At 42.2% G+C, this 23,287-nt stretch carries 19 protein-coding genes; 7 read left to right on the forward strand and 12 right to left on the reverse strand.

What is annotated here, in order from left to right:
• Positions 1 to 32: 32 nt before the first annotated feature.
• From LCM09_RS06515 to yhfZ, 9 genes are all read right to left on the reverse strand, one after another.
• A complete protein-coding gene (locus LCM09_RS06515; RefSeq protein WP_224879733.1) occupies positions 33 to 995 on the reverse strand; it encodes a nucleoside hydrolase in 963 nt (320 codons plus the stop codon).
• A 73-nt stretch (positions 996 to 1,068) separates the two neighbouring features.
• Entirely contained in the window at positions 1,069 to 2,361 is a 1,293-nt protein-coding gene (locus LCM09_RS06520; protein ID WP_224879735.1) for a serine hydrolase, read from the reverse strand.
• Between the two features lies 1 nt (position 2,362).
• Positions 2,363 to 3,526, reverse strand: a complete 1,164-nt coding sequence (locus LCM09_RS06525) for an alanine racemase (RefSeq protein ID WP_318246496.1) — start codon at positions 3,524 to 3,526, stop codon at positions 2,363 to 2,365.
• A 44-nt stretch (positions 3,527 to 3,570) separates the two neighbouring features.
• On the reverse strand, positions 3,571 to 4,665 hold the full coding sequence (locus LCM09_RS06530; RefSeq protein ID WP_224879739.1) for an aminotransferase class V-fold PLP-dependent enzyme: 1,095 nt from the start codon (positions 4,663 to 4,665) through the stop codon (positions 3,571 to 3,573).
• Positions 4,662 to 5,582, reverse strand: a complete 921-nt coding sequence (locus tag LCM09_RS06535; RefSeq protein WP_224879740.1) for a phosphotriesterase family protein — start codon at positions 5,580 to 5,582, stop codon at positions 4,662 to 4,664. The genes LCM09_RS06530 and LCM09_RS06535 overlap by 4 nt, the downstream gene beginning before the upstream one ends.
• A gap of 22 nt (positions 5,583 to 5,604) precedes the next feature.
• Complete coding sequence (locus LCM09_RS06540; protein ID WP_224879742.1) at positions 5,605 to 6,897, reverse strand: YhfT family protein; 1,293 nt, start codon at positions 6,895 to 6,897, stop codon at positions 5,605 to 5,607.
• A 17-nt stretch (positions 6,898 to 6,914) separates the two neighbouring features.
• Positions 6,915 to 7,274: a DUF2620 domain-containing protein gene (locus LCM09_RS06545; protein WP_224879743.1), complete on the reverse strand. Its 360-nt coding sequence runs from the start codon at positions 7,272 to 7,274 to the stop codon at positions 6,915 to 6,917.
• Positions 7,271 to 7,645: a PRD domain-containing protein gene (locus LCM09_RS06550; protein WP_224879745.1), complete on the reverse strand. Its 375-nt coding sequence runs from the start codon at positions 7,643 to 7,645 to the stop codon at positions 7,271 to 7,273. The genes LCM09_RS06545 and LCM09_RS06550 overlap by 4 nt, the downstream gene beginning before the upstream one ends.
• Positions 7,646 to 7,708: 63 nt before the next feature.
• Complete coding sequence (gene yhfZ / locus LCM09_RS06555) at positions 7,709 to 8,641, reverse strand: GntR family transcriptional regulator YhfZ (protein ID WP_224879747.1); 933 nt, start codon at positions 8,639 to 8,641, stop codon at positions 7,709 to 7,711.
• A gap of 295 nt (positions 8,642 to 8,936) precedes the next feature.
• Between yhfZ and LCM09_RS06560 the strand changes: the two genes are divergently transcribed.
• The gene (locus tag LCM09_RS06560) at positions 8,937 to 10,409 is read left to right on the forward strand and encodes a potassium/proton antiporter (protein ID WP_224879749.1); all 1,473 of its coding nucleotides are present in this window, start codon (positions 8,937 to 8,939) and stop codon (positions 10,407 to 10,409) included.
• Positions 10,410 to 10,455: 46 nt separating this feature from the next.
• Here LCM09_RS06560 and LCM09_RS06565 read toward each other — a convergent pair whose 3' ends face one another.
• Entirely contained in the window at positions 10,456 to 11,262 is an 807-nt protein-coding gene (locus LCM09_RS06565) for a histidinol-phosphatase (RefSeq protein ID WP_224879751.1), read from the reverse strand.
• 69 nt (positions 11,263 to 11,331) lie between these two features.
• On the opposite strand from LCM09_RS06565, the gene LCM09_RS06570 reads away from it, so the two are divergent.
• On the forward strand, positions 11,332 to 11,484 hold the full coding sequence (locus LCM09_RS06570; RefSeq protein ID WP_224879753.1) for a hypothetical protein: 153 nt from the start codon (positions 11,332 to 11,334) through the stop codon (positions 11,482 to 11,484).
• Positions 11,485 to 11,643: 159 nt separating this feature from the next.
• Positions 11,644 to 13,002: a glucoamylase family protein gene (locus LCM09_RS06575; RefSeq protein ID WP_224879755.1), complete on the forward strand. Its 1,359-nt coding sequence runs from the start codon at positions 11,644 to 11,646 to the stop codon at positions 13,000 to 13,002.
• A gap of 61 nt (positions 13,003 to 13,063) precedes the next feature.
• On the opposite strand, the gene LCM09_RS06580 is transcribed toward LCM09_RS06575, so the two are convergent.
• Together LCM09_RS06580 and LCM09_RS06585 are read right to left on the reverse strand one after the other, a co-directional pair.
• On the reverse strand, positions 13,064 to 16,399 hold the full coding sequence (locus LCM09_RS06580; protein WP_224879756.1) for a GH36-type glycosyl hydrolase domain-containing protein: 3,336 nt from the start codon (positions 16,397 to 16,399) through the stop codon (positions 13,064 to 13,066).
• A 15-nt stretch (positions 16,400 to 16,414) separates the two neighbouring features.
• A complete protein-coding gene (locus LCM09_RS06585; RefSeq protein ID WP_224879758.1) occupies positions 16,415 to 18,574 on the reverse strand; it encodes a glycoside hydrolase family 3 N-terminal domain-containing protein in 2,160 nt (719 codons plus the stop codon).
• A gap of 289 nt (positions 18,575 to 18,863) precedes the next feature.
• On the opposite strand from LCM09_RS06585, the gene LCM09_RS06590 reads away from it, so the two are divergent.
• The 4 genes from LCM09_RS06590 (at position 18,864) to LCM09_RS06605 (ending at position 23,031) form a co-directional block, all read left to right on the forward strand.
• Positions 18,864 to 20,105, forward strand: coding sequence for a sugar ABC transporter substrate-binding protein (locus LCM09_RS06590; protein WP_224879759.1), 1,242 nt, complete (start codon positions 18,864 to 18,866; stop codon positions 20,103 to 20,105).
• Positions 20,106 to 20,187: 82 nt separating this feature from the next.
• Complete coding sequence (locus tag LCM09_RS06595; RefSeq protein ID WP_224879761.1) at positions 20,188 to 21,087, forward strand: carbohydrate ABC transporter permease; 900 nt, start codon at positions 20,188 to 20,190, stop codon at positions 21,085 to 21,087.
• A 24-nt stretch (positions 21,088 to 21,111) separates the two neighbouring features.
• Positions 21,112 to 21,942, forward strand: coding sequence for a carbohydrate ABC transporter permease (locus LCM09_RS06600; RefSeq protein ID WP_224879763.1), 831 nt, complete (start codon positions 21,112 to 21,114; stop codon positions 21,940 to 21,942).
• A gap of 96 nt (positions 21,943 to 22,038) precedes the next feature.
• The gene (locus tag LCM09_RS06605; protein WP_224879765.1) at positions 22,039 to 23,031 is read left to right on the forward strand and encodes a LacI family DNA-binding transcriptional regulator; all 993 of its coding nucleotides are present in this window, start codon (positions 22,039 to 22,041) and stop codon (positions 23,029 to 23,031) included.
• Positions 23,032 to 23,287: the final 256 nt, after the last annotated feature.

The raw sequence follows: 23,287 nt of genomic DNA on the forward strand, positions 1-23,287 counted from the left end.
ACGAAACTTTGTTACATGACAAAAGCAGGGGGTCAGGTACGTACCTGACCCGGGTCAGACCCCTCCGCTCGCAACGCTCCAATCAATAGCCTCCAAAACCGCTCGTAATCAAGCTGCGTCGCAAACTTCACGTTCGGCTCTCTTCCTGTCACATGCAAACGGTCAACACACGTTGTTCCATAGGTATAGTTTCCTTCTGTCTCTATGTCCACACGGACCTTCTCAAAATCAAAGATTGACTCATCAATTAAATAGGCAACCGTACACGCGTCATGAATCGGGGCACCGTCGAATCCGAAGACCTCTTTGTAGGTGTGAGAGAAGTAGACTAATAGCTCACTCACAAGATTAGATACTGAATTTCCTATCTCAGAAATTTGCTCCAGGATCTCCTCAGTAGCAATCGTCTGATGTGTAATATCTAGACCAAACATCGTTACGGGTATACCACTGTTAAATACGATGTCAGCCGCTTCTGCATCAACGTAAATATTAAATTCAGCCGTAGGTGTCCAGTTACCAAATGTCCCACCACCCATCACAACGACTTCTTTGACTTTGTCCGTAATTGCTGGCTCCTTCTGAATAGCTAAAGCGATATTTGTGAGTGGTCCAGTTGGAACAAGGTATAGATCTCCGTTCGACTCCATCACTTTTTCAATGATGACATCTACTGCATGTTGATCGACGACCTCTTTTCTCGGAACCTCCGGGAAATGAGGTCCATCAAGCCCTGTCTTACCGTGGATCGTCGGCGCAATCTCTCTTTCTCTAACGAGGGGCTGAGCAGCACCTTGAGCGACAGGAACATCCTCTAATCCAAGAATATCGCACATCCTAAGCGCATTTAACGTCGTTTTCTCTACTTCTACATTTCCAGCGACTGTCGTGATTGCTTCTAATTGAATATGAGGATTCGAAGCGGCAAGAATCATGGCGATGGCATCGTCATGTCCTGGGTCACAGTCTAAGATGATTTTCTTTGGTTTTGGCATGAATTGGCTCCTCCTTTTATGTAGAAACAAGCAAACCCCGATAGCTCTTAAAAGAGATCAGGGTTTTGATTACTTATTCAATAGACTTATATACAAGATTCGCGATATCCTTCGATAATCCTCCAGTACTTGGGTAGAACCCATTTTCCTTTGGTCCGTTGTTTTGTTTATTTGTTAGAACAATGAATTGCAAGTTGTACGCAGGATCGAAAATTACTTTAGTACCAGTAAACCCTGTATGTCCGAATGCACTGTTAGAGTGCCTGTCACCCATGTACCAGCTTTTATTCAATTCAAATCCGTATCCTTGTCCAAATCGTTGAGGGTGAGTAAAAGTAGAAAAAGTAGACTCATCATACAGAGAGGTTTTTCCATAGCTCCCACCGTTGAGCATCGCTTGCCCAAGAATCGCGAGATCACGTGCTGTCGAAAAGAGTCCCGCGTGCCCCGCGACTCCACCATTCGCATAAAAACTATTCCCATCGTTCACTTCTCCAACTAGCGTGTAATTGCGCCAACCTGAAAATTCATCTGCATCTTCAGGTACGAAGTAACCAAAGTCTGGATCATCGATCATGCGATGCTCGAATGGATTGCCCCAAGACGTCGCAGCAATTTTTTTATCTAGTTTGTCGGAAGGCGTGAACATCGTATCTTTCATCTTAAGAGGGTCATACACACTTTCCTTGAGATATTGGTCTAAACGCTGACCAGAAACACGTTCGATAATAAACCCTAACGTCATAAAGCTGAAGTCACTATAACGTCGGTCGGTACCTGTCTCGTATTCTAATGGTAGATTCGTAATAGTTTCGAGAACTTCATCAGAATTACCAGCTTCTAAATAGGTCGGCTGCCATGGTGTCAAACCAGAGGTATGGGTTAAAAGGTCTGCCACGGTGACATCCTCTTTACCATTCTTTCCGAATTCAGGTATGTAGTCCGTCACACGATCATCAACTGATAGTTTCCCATCGCTCACGAGCTTCATAATGCCCTGGGTCGTGCCCATTACTTTTGTCAGAGAGGCAAGGTCGAATATCGTCTTCTTCTTCATTTTACGAGGATCATCGAGTAGCATGCCCATATCATATTTCTCTGCATAGCCATAAGCTGATTCTTTTACAATCTTTCCATCCTTCGCAATTAATACTACCGCTCCAGGCGTAATGTTGCTTTCGATTGCGGTATAAACAACATCATCGATCTTATCAAGGGTAGATGCATTCATATCCACACTCTTAGCACTGCCGTGACTAAGCTTATTCTTCCCCATTGCGTTAGCTGTTGAGTACAAAGGCGTTCCCATTGTTAGAATGACTACCATCATCACCACAAACATTTTAGTGATTCCTGCAAATTTCACGCTAGCCTCTCCTTTCCAAATGCACGATTTCTGGTTTATTTGAACGTAATCCTCGTACAAGTGCAACATTGGCTCTAGTGACAAATACCTGCGTTCGAAAAGCATAAACTGCGGTATCCCCAACGGAAACCGGAGCTCCCTGCTCAAGTCTTCCATAATAATCGATATACTCTGAGGTCGTAGGCTTGCCTTTTAAGAAAGTCTGAAAGATCGTCTCAGCGTTATCTCCGACATATGCTCCTGTCGTATTGCCCCGTTCATAAAACCCGCCTCCAAGAACGTAAACATGTTCATAATCTTGATGTGATACTTCTGTAACGTAGATAATCGCTGGGTTTTCGGGAAGTGATCGTATGGCATGGAGAGGTGTCGTGCCGGTTAGCGCATGTCCTGGCTCTCCATGAGTAATCCCTGCTCGCTTCAACATGGGAATGGTCTCAGTGCTTGTCGCACTCGGTCCATTCACCTGTGTAATCGTGAAGCCCGATGATTCTAATTTTTCCTTTGCATTTAGAAGCGTCTCTAAATTCTTAGTAAAAGTCAGTCCCTCTCCTTCGTTATCCATTAATAACAACGGAAATGAGGTGACCCCAACAACATTAACTCCTGGAAGCTTTTTAAGGATTGGGATGATGTCATCAAGCTCATCTAATTGAAAGCCTCCCCATTGACCAGGATAAATTGTATCGCCATTCTCGATCACACGAAGAAGAATGTCCTGCTTCTTTCTAAGCCCAATAGCTGCATCCGATACCTGCTTGGCCCTTTCAATATTAAAAACCGTTACCACTTCAGGATCAAATGTGAGAACATCTGGCCACTGATGCTTTCCAGGTTGCACAAGATGTCCCACATTGCCAAGAGGTACCCCCGCTTCATGAAGCCTTCTAGCTTCCTCAAATTCAACCGCGACTGCTTTTTTAATACCATGTTCAGCAATCCATTGCCCTAGCTCTCCGATACGACCGAGCTGCTTACTCATAAAGTACAGTGAAAACTCATTTTCTTCGGCTGCACGTGCCATGTGCTTCACGTTGTCTGCAACAGTATCGAGATCGATCACATATGTATTGGGAGGAATTTCTCCAGCTTGATGGAGCTTAACTCCAGTCTTTATGAGCTCTGGATTTCTTTTCTTCGTAAGCGTTAAAAACAATCGCAACACCTCCCACACGATAGGCATGCGCTCCTACCAAATTTAAGTTCATTCTACACCTTCATCGCTTTGTTCAAAATCCGAACAACAGTATCTGCTCCTGCTTTCATTGGATTAATCCTCAGTCCATAGTCTAGAAGATTGGGATTACTCTCTAAGAAACTACCAGACACACGATAAACCATCGGCGCGAGCTCGAATCTGGATTCAGCTCCAACTGGATAAGTCGCAGCTCCAAACGCTTTACTTCGTTCGATGATTTTCTGTGCGACTGGTTCAACTAACTCGATAATGACATTCTTAGATTGAGAGTTCGTTATATAGGCTTCCTTCACACCAGGAACAGCACCTCTATTCAAAAGTTCGCATAAGTGATCGACCTGCTCGCTTTGAATAGCAAGAGAGACAGGAGCAAAAGGAATAGCACGAAGCAGCTCCATCGCTTCTGGACCTTGTACCTGACTCCCTCCAGAATAATTCCGTTGATGTACGACCTCTATTGCATGTTGTTGTCCTACTATGACTCCTACACCTTCTGGACCTAATACCTTAAACCCTGAGAATGTTGAATAATCCGCGCCAAGCTCTACTCCAATCTTCGGCATTTTTAGCGCACAGTAATTATCATCCACAACAACATCGATCGCAGGATTCACCAATTTCACAGTCTCGATTACCTCTCTTAGTGAATACGTGTCCTCAGGCTGCTGCCTCGCATGCTGAACATAAAGTACCTTCGCTTTCGAAGTAGCTACTACTGCTTTGATCGCATTCACATCATTGTAATTGACCACCACAGGTTGAAGGCCGAGCATGCGGAATGTTTCTTTTGTCGTCATATAAATAGGAGCAGTATGGACGATCACTTCATCACTCGGTTCCAAAAGAGCACTCAACAAAGAGCGAATCGCTCCGGTACCTGACCCCCTAACGAGGGCAGCATGATCCACACCAAAAACATCAGCAAAAACACGTTCTACTTTTGCTGTTGTTCTTGGACGTTTATACGTTGGATGAATGCCACGGTCACCATCTTCAAACATGGCGTTGTCAGTGAACTCTTTCGTAATACGATCGATTAGTTTAAATTGGAACTGCTTCGCGTCTTCCACCGTCATTTGACTTAAAACTGAATCGGCAACGTTCATGAGGTAATCACCTTTTGGCAAAAGGCGCGAGCTGGATTCTCAACGAGAAGCATATGAATGTCACGATCAGAAAAACCATTTTCCTTTAAAAGTGGAACAAACGAATGAAGAACGTAGTCATAGCCAATGCCACCATACTTATGCCAATGAGATTTCCTAGTTAAATCCGTAGATAAAAGAATACGAGAACCAAATCCTCTCTCGAATAAAAACTCGAACAAACGAATCCGTTCTGTATCTTTGCGATAATTATTCTTTCCAATCGTATCAAACCCTACATAAGCTCCTGACTCTAAGACGGCAAGGATACGTTCATCATCCGTATTAAGATCCTGATGCCCTATGATAAGCTGATCCATCGCAAGTCCAAGCTTCAAAAATAGTTCCACTTGCTCAACCCCCATAGTGCCAAGAGTCGTATGAGTGGTAACGGGCAAACCGCTTTCGATTCCCGCTATCCCAGCACCCATCAGGAGTTCTTTTTCAATCGGTTTTATTTCATGATGACTGCTTCCGACTTCACCAATAATCCCTGGATAGACCTCCGTTCCTTCTATTCCATTCCGAATTTCATCAAGCATACGTCTCGCAAAATCATCCCTGTTCCATGAAGCAGATTGTTCTGGAAGAAAAGGATCTTTGTAAAAACCAGTACTAGCGATAATGTGTACGCCGGTTGTCTCACTTAATTTCTTTAGTAACGATGCATCTCGTCCCATCCCATCATTCGTAACCTCTACCATGGAGCGTCCTCCAGCACGTTTGAAACGACGCAGTTCTTCTTCCATCCCTCCTACGTCATCAAGAATCGTGTCTGGATCTTTTTTGATACGTGATAAATCGATACATAGATGTTCGTGTGCTGAGCATACGCCTAGTTCTGATGAAGAAATTTTCCCAGTTACCGTTTGAATCATTGTATAACCCCCTTCCGAGTCATTACAGCTGCATAATACCTAACGCAACAAGAATATTAGCGAGAATACCTACCGCGATCGCACCAATCGGACCAACTGCCATCCTTACGATCGGTCGACCCGCGATCTCATTTAATAAATAAAAACCAGCGATAATAAAGAAACCAAGTCCTGGGGCAATGGCATTTGCCGCGTTCGCCCCACCTATTAATAAAGCAACTTCTAATAAACGTGTCATAGCAGTACGAATGTTTTCACCCGATTGGCGAACTCCTGGATACTTATCAAGAAATCGCGCAACTTTGCTAAGTAACATCACTTCAAGAAAAATTGTAATGGCCCCCGCTACTAAAGCAACCCACACATTCGGAACGAGTAAGCCCACAACGAAAACGATCGTAAATCCTACCGGGCCGTACACCCCTGTTGCGATTGCTGTACTCGCAACAAGTGGAATAAAGCCAAGCGCGCGAGCACCAGCAGCGATTGCACCATCAGTAACTTTTCCTTCAGCAATTAAATTGAGAGAGATCGGATCCCCAGCCATAATCAGTAGATTCGTAGCTGCCGCGATCAGACCACCCATAATCATGAAATACACAACGTGCTTCTTAATTCGGTTCACCCGCTCACTGAACACAGAAGCTAGGTCAATGCCACTTCCTTCAGAATCTGGCTTTTGACGGACAGCATATGTGATCAAAAAGATCATCCCTGTAATCAATGCCATCCCTTCCTGGTTCAATGTGACGGCCGTGCCCCCAAACGTGATGATACCGCTTCCATTCAACCATACAGCTAGCTGCCTCACGATTGCTGAAACGATAAACGTAAGTACACCTTTCTTCACACTAAACTGTAGAGCGACAGCAAGTGCCGGAAATGCCATGAATGTCACGACAACAGGAGATCCTACCTGTCCCATCGCATCAAGAAAGTTCAGTGGTAGCTTCTCAAACAGTGCTACGAATCCTTCTAAACCTACTAACAATCCTGCTCCATATGCACCGCCGATAATAGCAGCGACTGGTGTTCCCCACTTATTTCTTGGTGTCATTAACCCGATGATGTCTGTTCCTAGGAGAATACTATGTATCAAAATAATGCTAGCTGTAATCGTAAAAGGAATTCCAAATCCGATCACGAGTCCAAAGCTCATCGCAAATGCTGTGACCCCGAGTTCTTTCCGCCCCATCCGACCTTCAGTGTTTTCTGGTACGATCGGACGCAAACCATCGTTAAAGACTGCTAGATTCAAGTTTGCTAAAACAGCAGCCATCGCACCGATCAGTATAATGAGCACCATTTCCATCATGCGATTCTCCTTTCAGATTACAGCTCTTTAATTGCCTTCATAATCATAGGTACAGCCGTCTCTTTATGATCTGATGTAAACCCGAAGGCTTTCTTTCCTTCTTTCACTGCCACCTGTATCTTTTCCTCATTCGGTTTGCGTCCGGGCATGGATACAGTCTCGCACTTAGGTTTCCCTACGATCGCGATCGCCATGGCTAACGCTCCGCCACCACCTGTATGACACGCTCCAACGTAATAATCCGCTTGACCAGTTTTTACAGCCATCGCTGCTTCGACATCAGACTTAATCGATGTCTCTACTCCTTCAGGTCCGTATTCTTTTACTAGCGCTTCTACTTCTTTTTTATCAACTTGACCACCTATTACAACCTTCATCGTGACCCCTCCTCTTTCATTTCTTGAAAAATAGATACATAGTGGATTTTCAAAAATGCGATTTCTGAGTGTGGAAGCTTATCCTCCCAAACGGATTCTACCCATCCGATCTCTTCTAAGGCTGATTGAATCTGCTTACTGTTTTCTACCTCAGCTACTAATTCTTCTGGCGGTTGATCGATCGTTTCACCACGGGAAATGCGCGTTAACGCTGTCGCAAGATGGGTGACAAGCATGTCTAGCTTATTTTGTGGAAGATCGTTTGCCTTACTTGTTAAACGCTGCACAGCTTTTTCGGCCACAAGTGCTGCTTCATGGCTGATCACGTCCCCTTTTTCTAAAATGGTGAGTCGCTCGTTAATCGTAGTCAATAGTCAAACCCTCCAATATACAGTATTTAGTATATTTATTTCGTGAAGAAGTAACATTCTCCGTTAATACCTTGGATAGACCTTTCCTTCTTCAACTTGTTGCTGAATTTGCTTCACTTCGAACACTGCTAGTTCACCTAAAGCTTTGCTAAGCTCTTCCCGATCTCGATGGAGGACCATGCACGCCTCGTTTACTTTCTTGCTGACCTCTACTGCTTTTTCCGAGCGAAAAGATCCTTTCCCTAATCCATCAGACAATGTCATTTCATCTTTGTTCCACACAGCCGCATCAATTTCGTTATTTTTCAGCATTTCCATCAGCTGCATATAGTTCACTTCAATCAAGTCAACGTCTATTCCTTCAACTTCATACTCAGTCATAAGGTGTTGATCAGCAGAAGAGTAGTCGATTCCGACTCTCATTCCACTTTTTATATGAGTTTCGTTGGAATCTGAAAAGAAAATTTCATGACCTGTTACATAGGAATGATGATCGAATGATTTTACAATTTCGATCGATGTAGACTCTTGAATCGCTAGCTCAGCCGCAAGTCGAGATACGATAGCAAAGTCATATCTACCAGCCTTTAACGCTTCGATTCTATTCGAAGACCCTCTCATAAATGCAAGATTAAAAGGAACCTTCATATCTTCGAAAGCTTGCACAAGTCCCGTTGCTAATCCTTCATACTTTTTTGAATACGGTAGCGGCATCGCGCCCATAACAGCACCAAGACCTGCAATCTCCCAAAGAAGCGCCTTGTCCGTTCTGACAAGAAACGTACCTAAATGCCCTCTTGCTTCGAGCTGAATCGCCCCAATCTCCTCAAGTAAACGAAATGCTCCCTGAATCGTCCCCCTTCCAAGTGAAGTTTCAGTAACGAAATCACTTACGCGAGGAATGCGGCTTCCTGGCTCGATGGATAACAATCTTCCAGCAATTTTCTTCGCTGCTAGACCATTCTTGTTGTATAGTTTCTCCCACTTGCCGTCCAACGTCTCCACCTCAATATACAGTATTTTGTATTCTATACTGATAGTTTATCTTATACATAAGATGATTACAATGAATATTCTGATTATTTTGAGGTGGGGGTCTGGATGGTGCCTGTCCCCTACCTGACCCCACATACCATCAATTCAGAATAGTAGTGGTGACATAATGACTGTGTTAAAATTTAGTAAGATAAATAACAAGTATACGGCTGTTACAAAGTGAAACAATGTAATGGATTAGACTAAATGACACGAGAACGAAAGATTGATGTGAAAGATAGAAGGAGCAACACAAATGGAAACAAATACGGTCATATTATTTAGTGCTTTATTTTTAATAGGTGGCGTGATGATGGCAAAGTTCTCATCACGTGTAGGTGTACCTGCTCTTGTACTCTTTATCATCGTCGGGATGCTTTTTGGCAGTGATGGTTTTGGCTTTATCTATTTCGATAACGCGTCACTCACCCAGTCACTTGGAATATTAGCTCTCGTTCTTATCTTATTTGATGGTGGTTTACAAACGGATTGGCGTAAAACCAAATCCGTTCTACCGATTTCTTTATCGCTAGCAACAGTGGGAGTTCTGATCACCGCAGGATTATTCGGCGTAGCTGCCAAACTTCTACTCGATGTAACATGGAACGAGGCACTTCTTCTTGGTGCGATTGTTGGTTCAACAGATGCCGCTGCCGTGTTTGCAGTGTTGAAAGGTAAAAATATTAAACGGAAACTTCAGTCCACACTTGAAGCTGAATCAGGTTCAAACGATCCGATGGCGATGTTTTTGACCCTTTCTCTCCTTCAATTTGCGATAGGCGAGGAGTCATTTGGAGCTTCAATCTTTCTTTCGTTCTTCTGGCAAATGGGTGCCGGGCTTTTATTAGGAATTCTATTCGGTTTAGCTGCCTCTTGGGCAATGAAAAACATTAATCTAGGGTCAAACGGCTTATACCCTGTCTTCTCTATCGCGATTGCTTTAATTACGTACAGCCTAACAGACCTTATAAATGCAAGTGGACTTTTAGCCGTTTATGCCGCTGCGCTTGTGCTTGGGAATACGAAGAGTCTTCCATACGGGCAGACGATTTTCCGGTTCCACGATGGAATCGCATGGATGATGCAGATCCTAATGTTTATAATGCTTGGACTTCTTGTCTTTCCTTCTGAGTTATTTTCTACATGGATCGTTCTAAAAGGACTCGCGTTATCATTCATACTGATTTTCGTCGCACGTCCGATTGCTGCTTTTATCTCAAGTATTCCATTCAAATTCACATTAAAAGAAAGAACATTTCTCTCCTGGGCTGGCCTAAGAGGGGCAGTTCCAATTGTACTTGCAACGTTTCCCTTATTAGCAGGTCTTGAGAACAGTCAGTTGTTCTTTAATTTAATCTTCTTCATCGTCTTGACGTCAGCTCTTATTCAAGGAACGACCATCCCTTATGTGGCCAAACGGCTTGGACTTACTGGTCCAGAGGTGCATGTGCCATCTCATTCACTTGAACTTGTTTCATCAACAACAGTAAATGCAGAGATGATTCCTTATACGATCAGATCATCTTCTAAGCTCATCGGAAAAGAGCTATCAGCCATTTCGTTTCCTGATAAAGTGCTTGTGAGTGCCATCATTCGAAAAGATGAACTTATCGCACCTTCTGGTGATACGAAAATCAAGGTGAACGATGTTCTCTACATCCTTGTCGAAAACCAAAAGAGAGGAGAATTGGAGAAAGTTCTCGGGATTCGAAAAACAATCGGTGGATGAAAAAAGGGGTCAGGATGGGGACAGTCCCCATCCTGACCCCTTCTCTTTACAGTTCCACCAGCTGTTTCTTCCGCTCTTTAAAGATCGTCCAGTTCTTAAACCCTATTTCCTTCAGTTTCGCACGCACTTCTTCAAACTCTTCACCAACGCGCTCTGGCCAGTGCGCATCAGAACCAAACGTGACACCTACTCCATAATGACAAGCCATCTCTAGCATGTCATTAGCTGGATACCAGCCCCCACAATCTTTGTGTTTTCCAGAAGTATTCACTTCAATTGTTGCCTCTACTTCCCCAAGTCGCTTCAATGCTTTTTCCACTTCAGGAGTATGCACATTCGTGAAGTCTGGATAAAAACCCTTCATCGCATCAATATGTCCAAGGATATCGAACACGCCACTTTCTGCAGACTCAACAATGAGCTGATAGTAATGGTCCTTTTCTTTTCTAACGTCCTCTTCTGTCACGTTCTCCCAACGCTCTTTATCAAAGATATTGGCTTCGTTACTGAAATGAACAGAACCGATAATGTAATCGAACGGATATTGATCATAAATACTCTTGTATAACGGATAATGCTCTCGGAAGAAATCTGATTCCACACCTAACAACACGTCAATTTTACCGCTGTACTTTTCTTTCAGTTTCAACACTTCTTCAACGTAAGAAGAAAACTCGCTTTTCGCCATCGCGATACGTGGCTTCGCTCGATCTTCCTCACTCGCAAAGAACGGTGAATGATCTGAGATACCAATCATCTGCAAATCATTCTTAATAGCAGCTTGTATGTAATCCTCGATTGTTGCCTCCGCATGACCACATCGTTCGTGGTGTGTATGGTAATCGAACTTCATTTTCATACCCCTTTCCAAATGTTAGGTAGCTTTCATATATCCTATCACAAAATATTGCGAAAATAATACATGACGAATTTTAATGTTTTGAGCGAGCATTGGGAAAAAAACCTAGCATTAGAAAGTTTGCTCAATACAGTAACGCTTCAAGGGAACATTGCTGAACAAATCATAAAAATCGTAGGCTACGAAGACAAAGACGAAAAGTCACCTTCTTTGTAAGCTAATTATACAAAGCACCCCTCGTTCTTTTGACTCAGGTATTTTTGTTTATCTTTTAATAATTTCTGAATATTATCACTCCTGTTGTTTACGGACTCCTCCCCTTTCTGTATACTAAAAATCGAAACGTTTCACTAAAACTTAAAAGGATGTGTATCGATGAAGAAAATCTTTTTTCTAATTCTTGTACTTGGGTTAATCGTAGGCGGCACTTTACCGACATCGGTTGGAGCACATGGACCTACAAAAGGGAAAAAGCATGCTTTTTCAAAGAAATTGGAAGCGATTTCAAAGAACACATATCGGTATTTCGAGGATTTTACTGATGAAGAAACTGGACTACCCTATGATGCTGTTCGCATGAACGATGGTGAAATGGAAGCACAAGATTTCACCTCGCCAACTAACATCGGTATGTATTACATGAGCACCGTGTCAGCAGAGGAAATCGGTATTATTTCAAGAGAAGAAGCGGTTTCTCGCATTCAAACGAGTTTAGAGACATTAGAAGGTTTAGAGAAATGGAACGGTCTGTATTATAACTGGTACTATACGAAAGATGGTTCATTGATGACAGACTGGGGCGAATTCATCTCTACTGTCGACAATGGGTGGCTTTCAGCTGGACTGATTGTTGCTGGGCAAGCTTATCCAGAATTGAACGAACAAACAAGTGAACTTGTAGAAGCAATGGATTATTCTACTCTTTACGATCCAGAGGTTGGACAAATGCGCGGTGGCTATGATGTAAAAGCAGGAAGCGTTACAGAACACCATTATGGAGCATTTTATACTGAACCCCGTGTTGCTAGCTACATATCAATCGGCAAAGGGGATGTTCCGAAAGAACACTGGTGGAAAATGTATCGAACAATGCCTGATAGTTGGGATTGGCAGTCACAAACACCTGAGGGGTATACTGAAACATATGACGGTGTCGAGGTCTTCGAAGGGCACTATACGTACAACGACCAAAAGTATGTACCTAGCTGGGGCGGAAGCATGTTCGAAGCTCTTATGCCAGGGCTTGTCTTAAAGGAAAAGGAACTTGGAAAAAATGCACTTGGACTCAACAATCAACGCCACGTAGATATTCAAATTGAGTACGCAACAGAGGAAATGGGTTTCAGTGCTTGGGGGTTATCACCAGCAGCCACGCCTGAAAATTATTCTGAGTTTGGGGCTACACCTCTTGGTATGAGTGGCTACAGCGCAGAAGGCGCGATCGTTACACCTCACGCTACCTTTCTCGCTCTTGAATATGCACCGAAGGAAGCATACAAAAACCTGAAAACATTGAAAGAATTTGGAGCTTACGGTAAATACGGATTCCTTGATTCCGTTAACGTAAAGACCGGCGAAGTGACACAAGCATATTTAGCCCTAGACCAGGGGATGTCAATGGTCGCTATGGCGAACTATCTAGAAGATGGTGTGATAAAAGATTACTTCCATCAAGATGAAATCGGAGAAAAACCTGAAGACTTATTGATCAAAGAAACTTTCTCAATAAAATAGAGATAGAAAAAGGCCGCTGATATCAATCAGCGGCCTTTTTTCGAAACGTTTTGATTACAATTTAACGCCAAATTTCTATAAGGTTTCCATCATCTTTTAATAATTTTTCAACGAGGTCACGTTCCAGCAACTCACCGCCACTACGATACCTATTCTTAGTTGTTTCAGTCTCCACAACTGTCCCGTTTACGATGACACGGTTTTCTCCTTTATTAAGGTGATAAACAAATGTGATCGGTTTGTTCCAAAATCTAAACTGGAACTGCAAGCCGTCTAGTTTTTGTGGAAGAACGGGGTCGATGACCATCTTTCCTGCTTCCTCTCTGACACCCAATGTGTTAGTGATCAATTGGTTCATATAAATCCCGGGGCCACTGGAATAAATACGCCATCCGCCTTTCACCGGAACTGTCCCCTTCTTCAATTCCTCAAAATGCTCTTGTGCTTCGTAACGAGTTTTGAACTTACCATCTGAGCTACTGAAATAAGCGTTACTTTGACGTTTTTCTGCATTCATAACGACGTCTGTTATACCTATCGGGTTAATCATCTGCAAGCCTTGCCACACTTCATCCGCTTTACCTAACTTCGCCATCGCTTCAACAAAACGGATATGAGCGTGCACATATTGAAGACCAATTTCTCTTCCGAAATTCGATGCTTGCTCAGCTCGTTTGAAATGAGTACTTACTCCACCAATGTAGTGTGCCGGTCTATTCATCAACCGAACACCATCAGGGCAATACAAGTGTTCTTTAATTAGCTCATAGTGTGTTTCTACCTCTTCTGCCGACAATAATTCACTGATCATACCTCTTATCATTGGAAGCAACCTGTAAGAAATCCCTGTCTTTGAATCTTCAGGATGAAGCATCTTTTCAGGATTGTTTTTATCCTCCATATACAAAAAGCCTGGAATAACGTTTGAGTTCAATATGAATTCCTGATAATCACGTTCGATTCCTTTCGCAAGCTCCTGTAAATCACGACTTAACGAAGCTTCATTACTACTGCCAACCGCTTCAGAGAGTTTCACCATAGCCTGATAGGTTAACGCGACCGTCCAACTACTCACCATATATTTCTTTAATTGAGCGTTCGCAGGTTGTAATGTATCATCCCAATCGCCATCACCATAAGAAGAGAGATGCGTGTTATGGAGAAAATTATTCTTGATATAGTGAAGCTGCTTTTCAATATGCTCTCGCAGCGTATACTGATGATCCGTAAATGAAAAGTCTCCTCGCTTTGTAAAAGGTATTTGCTCATTTAATATGTCATGATCACCAGTTGCAGCAATATAATCCCCAATGACTTTCAACGGCCATACAATGACGTCTCCATGACTTTCATCTTGCTGAACAGAAGCATACTCATCGAACATGAACCACTGTGGCCAATTGCCTTCATCCTCGTATTGATGAGCGTATACTGTCTGAATAATCTTCCTAACGGTTTTATAATTTTGGGTAGCTAGAAAATACTCCGTTGGTCCCTGACATACATCACGCGTTCCCCAAGCAGCACCGATATATTGTTCGAGTCCCCTTGGTACTGAGAAATGAACGAGCATGTTATGGGTATACCACCATGCAAGGGCATTAACCTTTTCGAGATCATCGCTACTCTCTCGCATTGTTGCTACTTCAAAGCCATTCATAACGCCGTTATAGAAAGCTCGGTAACGCTCAATTTCTACCTCAGCATTTTTTTCAGAAATCGTGCATTCCCCATAACGTGCACCTTGAATGACGATTGACCATTTATCAGAGGGGCTAACATCCATAACAGTAAGCGATGCTGAGCCTGAAGGAATATTTTCGCCGAGTAATTGTTCATCGCCGACCTTCATTGAACCGCCAAAAAGTTGCAAGTGGTAAGAGAGGTCAGGAGTAGACTTTTTACTCGGGCCCTCTTCTCCCGCCTTGTATGTGAGTCTACCTTCATCATGAATCACGAGGTACGTGCTTTCATACTCAAGATTATTCATTGTAATCTGATTCGTAACGAGAAAACGGTATTCCTTACCATTTTTTGAGCAAACATCGAGCTGTACTTGTTGAGAATCAACTGTAGTAAAATTTGTGACAATAAGCATGTCGTCTTCCATTTTGTAATACCAGCGCGCATAGTTGAAACCCATCTCAAACATAGAAGGCATCGAAAGCAACATGAACTCACCATTCAGTTCAATGTAAATGCGCTGTCCAGACGTTTTCATGATATTAAGCGGATTACGAGCATTGCTTAGCATTTTATGAAACGATGTGTTGCCAAGAGAAAGCTGTGAGTTGAATAATCCATACATATATGACGTTGTCGAAATGACATTCTCATTCAAGCGATCATTCTCACCCGACATAAGGATATGGCCATGAGGCCGCTCCACAAGAAGCTCCTTTTCTTTTAGAACCACGTGCTCATAAGTGTTAGTGAAAAAAGACAGTAACTGATTGTCCTCACGCTCCTCCTGCACTCGATTCGGGAATAACTCACTCACATCCCCTTCTGTCATGCTAATTGTTTGAAGAGGACGACCAGTTTGGAGGTTTACTTTTTGTCCAGGCTCACCTTCTTTTTCAGCACGTTTCTGAACATCGTCCCATGCTGATTTAATCTCTTCCTCATACTCGCGTTGAGCTACTGCTTCTTGATGATTTCCTTTAAACAATCCATAAAAAGCAAATCTCTCTATTCCATCAAGTTGAACACGTTCAGTTTGAAGTGCAGTATAACCAAACTCATATTGATAAATCTCGTTTGCAAGTGACTCTCTTTTCAACACTTCAGGCTCGTTTGTTTCCTTATATGATAATCCAAAGAACTGAAACCCGTCTGTTGAGTAGCCCGCTATGTTTCCTAGAGAACCTTGCTGTAGATATGGAAAAGATCCTTGCTGCGGCTGATTTTGTCGTGTACAGACGACATAACCGTTGTGAGTATCGAACACAGCATGATCCATGTATTGTGACATATAAGCTTCATTCGTACGTACTGCTCCTTTTTCAGCTAATCCGAGGTCCTGACCGTAGATCACATCTACTTCAACGTCACTTCCTTCTACCGCGACATCCCAGAACCAGATATTTCTTTCCGAAAGCATGAAGGTCACCCTGTATTTCACCCCAGATACTTCCCCTGTCCAAATTACACGAGACTCTTCAAAGCAAACATCACTATTTGATTTAACGCCGATTAGTGGATAAGACTGAATCTCTTTTTCTAAAAAAACCCTAAGATAAAGGTTATTAAGCGCACCATCAATCGGATTCGAAAGAACCTGATTGATCATAATTGTGTTTGAGCTTAATTCATAAAGATCACCACTGTTTAAAAAAACAGCTTCTACTTCCCCCGCACGCAAATGCGTTTTGTGTTCCTCTGTTGTTTTTAACACTGTGACACAACCCCTCTATTTCACTAATTGGAATGGCAATTCAATAACATCACGACTATTGGATCCGATATACGCTCTAAATGCTCCAGCATCACTTTTATATGTTAAGTCTGCATGATGGTAACGAAGCTGTTTCTCATTCAAAATAAAGGTTATTTTTCGAGCTTCACCTTGTTTTAACTCTACTTTCTTAAAATCCTTCAACTCTTTCATTGGACGAACTACTTCTCCTGAAATGTCGCGAACATAAAGCTGAACAACTTCTTCTCCAACACGCTCACTAGTGTTCTCTACCGTTACACTGATCTCAATTTCTTCTTTCATCACATCAGTTGAGATTGTCGCATCATAATACGCAAATGATGAATAACTTAACCCATAACCAAACGGAAACATTGGCTCATTTGGCACGTCCAAATACTGAGAAACATATCGTATTTGGGCATCTGGTGCTCCTTTAGGTCGGCCTGTATTGAAATGATTATAGTAGACTGGTACTTGACCCATTGAATGAGGAAAGGACATCGCTAACCGACCTGAAGGATTGGCGTCTCCAAACAGTAGATCAGCAATTGCGTTTCCACCTTCAGTTCCTGGATACCATGCTTCAAGTACCGCATCAGACTCCTCGATCACACCATGTAAATCGAGCGGCCTCCCATTAAATAAAACGGTAACGACTGGCTTGTTCAGCTCTTTTATTTTTTCCACGAGCTTGAGCTGTGCAAGAGGCAAGCGAATATCTGCACGACACCCAGCTTCTCCACTCATTTCCGAGTGCTCACCTAGTGCAAGCACAATAACATCCGCTTCATTTGCAGTGTTAATAGCCATTTCTATCTCTTTCTCCGTCCAGCTCTCAACATCACAACCTTTTGATGAGTGAAGATTCGATTCCTTCAGCTTTGACGAGATTCCATTCTTTAGTGTCACTGCTTCGTCGAAGGATCCGAGCCACGACCAAGGTCCTAGAATGTCCTCGCTCTCAGCAAATGGTCCTATAAGAGCTACCTTTTGATCTTTCTGTAATGGTAGTACGGAATCGTTCTTCAATAGGACACTGGATTTCTGAGCAAGTAAACGTGCCGTCTCACGGTGGTGATTACATAGAACAATCTCATTCTCAAGAACAGGATTCGCTCCTCTGTAAGGGTTTTCAAACAAGCCCAGCTTGTCCTTCAATTTCAAAATACGAAGTACTGCTTCATTTATAATTTCTTCTGTTATGTAGTTCTCAGACACAAGCTGCTGGAGATGGTGAACATATGTCGACGTCATCATTTCAACGTCTACGCCAGCCTCAATCGACTTTAATGCTGCTTCTCGTTCATCTTCAGCAACCCCATGTGGGATCATTTCCTTTATTGCTCCCCAATCAGAAATGAGAACGCCATCGAATCCCCACTCGCCGCGGAGCAAATCTCGCATCAACGGTTTATTTCCACTCGCAGGTATACCATCGACTGTATTAAACGCCGTCATCACCATTTCACAGCCCTCATCTAACGCTGCTTTGTATGCTGGTAAATACGTTTCACGAAGCTCACGTTCAGACATATCGACCGTATTATAATCCCTTCCACCTTCGGCCGCTCCATAAGCAGCAAAATGCTTCACACATGCTGCAACCTTTTCATAATCATTCGTTAAATCCTTCCCCTGAAAGCCTCTTACAAACGCACGAGCGAACTCACTGTTCAAATGCGAATCTTCTCCAGTTGATTCCATCACACGTCCCCATCTTGGGTCACGTACTAGATCGACCATCGGAGCAAACGTTACATGCACACCGGAAACGGCTGCTTCTCGAGCTGCTACTTCTGCGCTTTTCTCAGCAAGCTCCAAGTCCCAAGAACATCCAATTGCAAGTGGCACAGGGAAGATCGTTTTGTAACCATGCACAATATCAGACATAAAAAGAAGCGGGATTCCAAGCCTGCTTTCATCAAGGTAGGTCTTTTGGATATTCATAATGTTTTCAGAACCAGAAGCTCCAAGCACAGACCCGCTATTCCGGACATGCTTTTCATCTATGTTCAATTGTTCTAAAGGACCCGTAATCTCTCCCGAATCCTTCGCACCTTTGTAAAAAGGGGTTGCAAGCTGCATTAATTGAGCGGTCTTCTCCTCAAGCGTCATCTTCTCCAACAATAACGTCAAATCTAACTGGCTCATACATTACCTCCTTCTAGAAATCGAAACGTTTCAATAAAGTATAATAAGAATAATAGACTAGTTTATTAGCAATCGTCAAAACATTTCTTCTTCTCTATTCAGCTTAAGTACTGTAGTAAAAGTAATCTATAAATAATATTTTAAATTTTTTAACAAAAGTATTGAAAGCGGATACACGTTTGATTATAATCGGGTTATCGAAACGTTTCAATAATTTTTGCAGTATTTTTGAAATTGGATAGAAATCCAAGGTGTATATGAAAATAAGTTTAGAAGGAGTTGGAGTGAAGTGAGAAAAAAATCGTCAATCATCTTAGGAGTATGCTTACTTGCTATCTCGATGGTTCTAGGAGCATGCTCAAATAGTGACAACAGTTCTTCAGATGGATCAAAGGAAATCACAGTCTGGGCAATGGGTGAAGAAGGGAAAAAACTTAGTGAGCTAAGTAAGAAATTTGAAGAAGAGCACCCCGATATCAAGGTGAACGTCCAAGCAATCCCATGGGAAAATGCTCACGATAAACTGTTAACAGCTGTCGCATCTCAAAAAGGACCGGACATTGTTCAACTTGGAACTACGTGGGTACCTGAATTTGCCGACGCAGGAGCTTTACTTGATTTGTCTCCACACCTCGAAGATTATCCCGAATTTAAGCCTGATAATTATTTCGAAGGTGCAGCTGAGTCTATGACGTTCAACGATGAGGTTATCGGTGTACCTTGGTATGTAGAAACACGAGTATTGTATTATCGTACAGACCTTTTAAAAGAGGCTGGTTATGAAGAACCTCCAGCTACATGGGATGAACTCAAAGAAGCTGCAACTACTCTTTCTGACCGTGGTGATGACTATTACGGGTTAGATATTGACCAGAATGACCAAATCACACCATTCATTTTCGCTTGGCAAAACGGTTATGAGATCGATGCAGAAAACAACAATCTTAATTTTGATAGTCCAGAATTCAGAGAAGCGATGAACTATTATCATAGCTATTTTGAAGAAGGGATTAGCCAAACAACAGAAGGCGTGGATATGGTACAAGCCTTCAAAGATGGTGTAAAGCCAATGTTCTTCAGTGGTCCATGGATGATCAACATCCTCAATGATCAGGCTCCAGATCTAGAAGGAAAATGGGACGTAGCTGTGATGCCTGAGAAAGAAACAAACAAATCAAGCATCGGCGGATCCAACCTCTCCATCTTCCATAACTCTGAAAATGTTGATGAATCTCTTGAATTCCTATCTTACATGAACGAAGTTGAAACACAGCTTGAATGGCTTGAGATTTCAAACACTCTACCTTCACGCGTGAAAGCATGGGAAGACCCTGCATTAAGTGAAAACAAAATGTTAGCTACGTTTGGTGAACAGCTTGAAAACACAAAAGCAGCACCACAACTTAAAGAGTTCGAAAAGATTGCTCAAGAACTTCTTGCTTCAATAGAACGAATTAATGTTGGCGGAGCTGACCTTGATAAAGAGCTTGACGATTTTAGTAAAAAAGCGAACGAAATAATAGAAGACTAACCACTATGGAGGTACAGGCAGGCGCTGCCTGTTCTCCTTTTTTACAGGAATAATAAGCGCTTCAAAGGTAGGTGGGGTTATTATGAAAGGTATTCTCAAAAGTGTTTCACAAGCCAAACACGGACTGATGTTCATTGCTCCTGCAGTTCTCATCTTATTTGTCTTTAGTATTGTGCCAATTATTATCGCCTTCTTTATCAGCTTCACAGATTTAAACCTAAAGGGACTTGCTGACTGGTCTAATATCAGTTTTATAGGATTCGAAAACTACGTTGAACTTTTTTCGGATGAACTGTTTCATAAATCAATTTACAACACGATCTTCTATGTACTGATCGGTGTTCCACTAGTTATCTTTTTCTCTCTAGGTATCGCTCTTCTATTAAATTACGGAACTTCGAAACTGTTTACAGTATTCAGGGCTGTTTACTACATGCCTTCTATTACAAACATCATTGCAGTCGCAGTGGTATGGGGCTATCTTTACAACACAGAATATGGACTTTTCAACTACTTGTTGTCGCTACTTTCCGCAGATAAAATTCCATGGCTTACAGACCCAACAATTGCGAAGCTGTCACTTATTATCCTAGCTGTTTGGAAAGGCATCGGTATCAATATGATTATCTTTCTTGCCGCTCTCCAAGGCATTCCTCAGTCTTATTACGAAGCAGCAAAAATCGATGGAGCTAATCGCTTTCAAACGTTGTTCTATGTAACGATTCCGCTACTGAGGTATGCAACCTTCTTCGTAACGGTGACGACTTTGATCGGGTGGATGCAATTCTTCGAGGAACCATTTGTAATGACGGACGGTGGTCCATTGGATGGTACCATTTCAATTGCATTATTCATCTATAAGAACGGTTTCCAGTTCAGCGAATTTGGCTATGCAGCAGCAGGCTCTTTCATCCTGTTCATTTTCATCATTGTCACTACACTCGTTCAGTTCAAAGTACGCAAGTCTGACACGGAATACTAAAGGTATAGGATTGGAGTGATACAGTTGCAATCAAAATCATTTTTACAAAAAATCGAAAGACCCTTCGTAGCGCTCTTCCTTATTGTTGGAGGTGTACTCGTTTCCGTTCCATTTTTATGGATGATTTCAAGTTCATTTAAGGAGGAAAGCGAGGTATTAAATATCCCGCCACAGTTGTTTCCATCGAATCCGACTTTTGAGAATTATATCAATTTATTCCAAAGCTTAAACTTCGGGGTTTATTTAAAAAACACGTTGATCATCGTCTTATTTTCATTTCTAGGACTTCTATTAAACGCGATGGCTGGGTATGGCTTTGCTAAATTTAACTTCAAAGGAAAACAAAAGCTATTTTATATTGTACTCGCGACAATGATGATTCCAGCACAAGTAACCATGATTCCAGTTTACCTATTGTTAAATGAAATGGGACTTACCAATACAATGACAGGGATTGTCCTCCCTGGACTTGCAGTAGCGTTCAGTATTTTCTTGTTCAGGCAGTTTATGACGACTATTCCTAACGACTTGATTGAAGCCGCTAGATTAGACGGAGCTGGGGAATTTTATATTTTCTTTAAGCTCATCATACCGATTGCAAAACCTATCTTTGCTGTTCAAGGTATCCTGACCTTTATCGGAGCGTGGAACAGTTTCCTATGGCCTTTGATTATCGCAAATGATGAAAGTCTTTATACTCTCTCCGTTGGCCTTTCTCTTTTGCAAGGTCAATATGCGAATAACTATGCATTACAAATGGCTGGAGCAGCGTTCATGGTCATACCGATCGTCATTATCTTTTCATTCTTCCAGAAGTATATCGTTGAAGGGTTTACAATGTCTGGCTTGAAGTAAATGCTATATAATGAGGATGTGACTGAACGTGAAAACTTTTGTCTGGAAGAAAATATAACAGTGGATGACCTGTCTAGTTAGAGGATGTGAAAAAAGATGGCGACGATTAAAGACGTAGCAAAATTAGCAGGCGTTGCAGTATCAACTGCTTCATATGCGTTAAATAATATAAAAAAAGTGAGTCCTGCCACTGTAAAAAGAGTGCAAGATGCTGCTAGAGAGCTAAACTACCAAAAAAACGGCTTGGCATCTGATCTGAAAAGGACTAAAACAAATACAATAGCTCTAATTCTAAAGGATCTTTCAGGACCGTACTATTCTGAACTGATTAAAGGGGTTCAGGAAGTGACGATGACGAATGGCTTCGACTTAATTGCCTGCAGTTCAATCGGTGGTGAACAATCAACTGCCGTGAAATTTTTGAAAGAAAAACGCGTGGATGGCGCAATTATTCTGGCTCAGAACATTACAGATGAAATCATAATTGAATCCGCTAGAGAAGGGTTTCCAATTGTGGTACTCGATCGAAATATAGACAATGAACACATTATTCAAGTAGAAGTCGACAACATGCAAGGTGGATACCTTGCGACTGAACATTTAATCAAGATGGGCCATAAAGAAATTGCCTATATAAGTGGACCTTATAACTCGCACGATAATGAAATGCGATTTGATGGCTTCCAGCATGCTTTAAGTGAGCATGACATTCGCTATCAATCACGTTGGAAGTTCGCTGGTGATTTCACTCGGGAAGGTGGTTACCGAGCAACCAAAATGCTGATTGCTCAAGGAAACCTGCCAACAGCTGTATTTTTTGCAAACGATGAAATGGCACTTGGAGGGCTGCAAGCATTTAATGAAAATAAGATTTCTGTCCCTGAAGACATTTCAATAATCGGATATGATGATATACAGCTATCTGAATACATCTCCCCTTCCCTAACAACAATTAGACAACCTAAATATGAAGCAGGTGCTCTCGCTGTTCATCTCATATTCCAGCAGCTATTACTTGAGAAAGTAGAACGGTATTACAAGCTACCTACTGAACTAGTCGAAAGAAAATCAGTAGAAAAACAATATTGAAGATATAAAACCAATTGAGGATATAGATTTCTAAAAGCGGGCGGTGCCAGGCACCACCCGCTTTTTGTTGAGAATCTGTTAAGGTTTCTACAACCAACTTCCTATCTCTCCAAGTCCATCTACATGTAACTTTTGAATCGCATCGTGTGAACGTACCCATATTTCATAGTATTATTTCACTATTTGCAATTAATTAAGTTGTACTACCAAACTTTCTATGCTAGATTCCTGATGTCACAAGCCCCCTCCTTCTTAT

The sequence above is a fragment of the Guptibacillus algicola genome (assembly GCF_020171805.1).
Taxonomy (GTDB): Bacteria; Bacillota; Bacilli; order Bacillales; family Guptibacillaceae; genus Guptibacillus; species Guptibacillus algicola.

Excerpts from the sequence above, each read along its gene's own strand:
- LCM09_RS06515 (WP_224879733.1), bottom strand. The coding sequence starts at position 995 with ATGCCAAAACCAAAGAAAATCATCTTAGACTGTGACCCAGGACATGAC.
- LCM09_RS06530 (WP_224879739.1), bottom strand. The coding sequence starts at position 4,665 with ATGAACGTTGCCGATTCAGTTTTAAGTCAAATGACGGTGGAAGACGCG.
- LCM09_RS06535 (WP_224879740.1), bottom strand. The coding sequence starts at position 5,582 with ATGATTCAAACGGTAACTGGGAAAATTTCTTCATCAGAACTAGGCGTA.
- LCM09_RS06540 (WP_224879742.1), bottom strand. The coding sequence starts at position 6,897 with ATGATGGAAATGGTGCTCATTATACTGATCGGTGCGATGGCTGCTGTT.
- LCM09_RS06545 (WP_224879743.1), bottom strand. The coding sequence starts at position 7,274 with ATGAAGGTTGTAATAGGTGGTCAAGTTGATAAAAAAGAAGTAGAAGCG.
- LCM09_RS06560 (WP_224879749.1), top strand. The coding sequence starts at position 8,937 with ATGGAAACAAATACGGTCATATTATTTAGTGCTTTATTTTTAATAGGT.
- LCM09_RS06565 (WP_224879751.1), bottom strand. The coding sequence starts at position 11,262 with ATGAAGTTCGATTACCATACACACCACGAACGATGTGGTCATGCGGAG.
- LCM09_RS06570 (WP_224879753.1), top strand. The coding sequence starts at position 11,332 with ATGACGAATTTTAATGTTTTGAGCGAGCATTGGGAAAAAAACCTAGCA.
- LCM09_RS06575 (WP_224879755.1), top strand. The coding sequence starts at position 11,644 with ATGAAGAAAATCTTTTTTCTAATTCTTGTACTTGGGTTAATCGTAGGC.
- LCM09_RS06585 (WP_224879758.1), bottom strand. The coding sequence starts at position 18,574 with ATGAGCCAGTTAGATTTGACGTTATTGTTGGAGAAGATGACGCTTGAG.
- LCM09_RS06595 (WP_224879761.1), top strand. The coding sequence starts at position 20,188 with ATGAAAGGTATTCTCAAAAGTGTTTCACAAGCCAAACACGGACTGATG.
- LCM09_RS06605 (WP_224879765.1), top strand. The coding sequence starts at position 22,039 with ATGGCGACGATTAAAGACGTAGCAAAATTAGCAGGCGTTGCAGTATCA.